The sequence below is a fragment of the Actinosynnema sp. NPDC059335 genome (genome assembly GCF_042752395.1).
Taxonomy (GTDB): domain Bacteria; phylum Actinomycetota; class Actinomycetes; order Mycobacteriales; family Pseudonocardiaceae; genus Actinosynnema.
This window is the reverse complement of sequence record NZ_JBHYXZ010000029.1, coordinates 15760-18535: the sequence shown is the minus strand read 5'-3', so window position 1 is coordinate 18535 and position 2776 is coordinate 15760. Positions and strand designations below refer to the sequence as shown.

Here is a 2776-nt window from a genome sequence, read left to right as displayed (position 1 = left end):
CTCTGCACAACATCGACGCGGCCCCAGACCCCCCACCCCACACCCCGGGGGGGGGCGCCCCCCCGCCGCGGGGCCCCCCGGGGGCGTTCGGCGCGGGGTCAGTGCACCGGCGCCGGGGTCGCCGTGGTGGGCGTCGGCACGACCGTGCTCGACGACGTGGGAGCGCCGCTGGTCGTGGTCGGGGTGGGCGCGCCACTGGTCGTGGTCGGAGCGCTCGTCGGCGTCGAGGTCGGCGTGGGGGTCGGGCGGACCGAGGGGTAGTCCTTGCACGCCGGGTTGTCCGCGAGCTTCTTCTTCGCGTCGGTGATGCGCTGCTCGACCTGCTGCCGCTCGACCTTCGCCACCTCCCACGCCGTCTTGGCGCGGTCCAGCTCCTCGCGCGACGCCGCACCGCTGTTGGCGAGGGCGAGCACGGCGTCGTAGTGCGCCTTCGCCAACCGCTCCAGCTCCTGGCGCAACGCCAGCTCGTCCAGGAGCCGGTTCAGCTCCAGCGACAGCGCCACGCACTCCTTCTTCGGGTCGTTGCCCAGGTTGTTGCGGCACGCCGCCTCGGCGTACTTGGCGTTGTTGAGCGCGATCGCGGCCTGGTGCAACGCCTGTTCGGCGGCACGCAGCTCGCCCGCGGACGCGGCGTTGTTCTCGTGGAGGGCCTTGATGCGCTCGTAGTGGCGCAGGGCCTGGTCGTGCAGGAGCTGCTGCTTGTCGATCTCGAGCTTCTCCACCAGGCAGGCTCGGGCATCGGCCGGCACCGCCGGGTAGGGCGTGGTCGGCGGGACGGGGGCGGCAAAGGCGACGGTCGCCGCCGCGACGACGGCGACCACGGGTAACAAGACGCGGAGCAGGGTCTTCACTGGTGTCCTCCTGGAGCCCGGCCGGAGGGGTCCCGCCGGAGCGATGCGACGCTAGGCGACCCCGGACCGCGCCGACAGTGCCCACCCGCACTTCCCCCGCCGGACGCCTCGCGCGGGTTCAGCTTCCCGTAGTCTCACCGACGGCTCGACGACCGACACGGGGTCACCGGGCACGTGACCGGCAGCCAGTTCCAGCCCGACGCACCCCGGTGCCGAGACCCGCTCGTCAGGTGCGGCCTTGGCGGGGTCAGGGTGCGCACGCCCGATTGGCGGGTTCCAGCGGACCGCGCGACGACGGTCACGGGCAGCCCGGTGGGGTGGTGCCCGGTGCGCGCGGTGCGACCAGGGCGCACAAGTGCCGCAGCCACGTGTCGCGGTCCAGTTCGATCAGGCCCTCGTCCGTCAGGACCAGGTCGCCGCGCATCGCCAGTGGGTAGCGGGGCAGGGTGGGGGACTTCGCGGTCTGGTCCGGGTAGTCGGTGATCCTCAGGTCGCGGACCAGGCGGGGGTGGCCGTCCACGACGTCGGTCGGCACGTGGCCCAGGCCGGCGAACGATCGGGTTTCGACCGTGACGGACTCCTCTCCCACCAGGACGTCGATGCGGTGCTCGTAGGCGACCAGCAGGCCGTCGCCGAGCACCGCGACCTCGGCCACCGGCTCGTCCGGCCCGGTCAGCGCGCGGTGGTTCGTGGGACGGCCGGTGATCAGGTCCCACTCGTCCACCGCCAGGCGGTCCGCGGAGACCACGAGCGCCCGGTCCGGGGCGAGGAGGTCGAAGTGGACCTCCCCGGAGGGCGGTGACGGCACGGCGACCGCGTGCCGGAGCGTGCCGGTGGCGAGGTCCCAGGTCCTGATGGTGGCCGCGTGGCCCACGTGCAGCCCGCCCGACCGGTCGAACCGCACCACCGGCTCGGCCAGGTCGGGCGACTCGACCAGCGGCAGCCGGGTGACCTCGGTCAGGTCGGGCACGCGCAGGACCGCGACCGCGGTCGGCAGGGCCACGGCCACGTACCGGCCCGTCGGGTCGAAGCGCGCCGTGCCCGCCTCTTCCCCGAGCCGGACCTCCGCGACGCGCCGGTGGTCGTCGGTGCGCCACAACGACAGGTGCGAACTCCGGGACAGCAGGGAGGACACGTCGTCCACGGTCAGCGCCAGCCGGCCGTCCGGCGCGATGTCGCCGCTCTCCGGGTCGCCGGGGGCGCTCTCCAGCACTGCGGGGTCGAGCCGGTGCACCAGCACGCCGTCCTCGTCCCCCGTGACGACCCGCAGCAGGCCGTCCGCGCCGAGCCGCACGCCGACCGGCCGGCCGCGGCCGCGCATCCACGCCACCACCTCGCCCGTCTCCAGGTCGAGCACGCCCATCGACGGCTCGACCCCGCGGGCGAGGTAGCGACCGGTCGGGTCGAGCACCATCGAGCAGCCGGAGGTGTCGAGGTGCTCCGCGCGCCGCCGCCCGGACGGCAGGTCGAACACCACGAGGCCGTCCACGCCGTGCTCGACGCGGTGGCACGTCACCAGGACCCGCCCGTCCGCGCTGACGAGCACCGCGGACGCCCCGGTGGCGAGCGGGGTGGTGCGGCCGGTGGCGAGGTCGAGCAGGTGCACCTCGTCGGTGTCGGTGTTGCGGGCGACCAGCGTGCCCGGGTCGGCGGTCAGGTGGAAGGTCCACGACGGCGGGACGTCGCCGACCGGGGTCGTGGGAGGTCTCATGGCGATGTCCGCCACCCGCGTGCCGTCGAGCCGCGACACCAGCAGCCGGTCCTGGTTGTCGCGCCAGGTGATCAGCCGGTCGACGCCCAGTGCCACGTGCACGTGCTCCCACCACTCCCCCGCGGGGGGGGGGGGGCGGCCCCGGGCCGGGGGCCGCCCACGAAGCCCTCCTTTGTGGGAAGAGCGGTGAGGTGGACGTGTCGGGGGGCGGTGA

2 protein-coding genes are annotated in these 2776 nt (G+C 74.6%); both read right to left on the bottom strand.

All coding sequences use genetic code 11. The features are described from left to right. Positions 1-98: 98 nt before the first annotated feature. Entirely contained in the window at positions 99-851 is a 753-nt protein-coding gene (locus tag ACFXGA_RS12065) for a hypothetical protein (RefSeq protein ID WP_378086949.1), read from the bottom strand. A gap of 298 nt (positions 852-1149) precedes the next feature. Continuing rightward, positions 1150-2664 carry a WD40 repeat domain-containing protein gene (locus ACFXGA_RS12060; RefSeq protein WP_378086947.1) on the bottom strand — a complete coding sequence of 505 codons (1515 nt, stop codon included), beginning with the start codon at positions 2662-2664 and terminating at the stop codon, positions 1150-1152. Positions 2665-2776 lie beyond the last annotated feature (112 nt).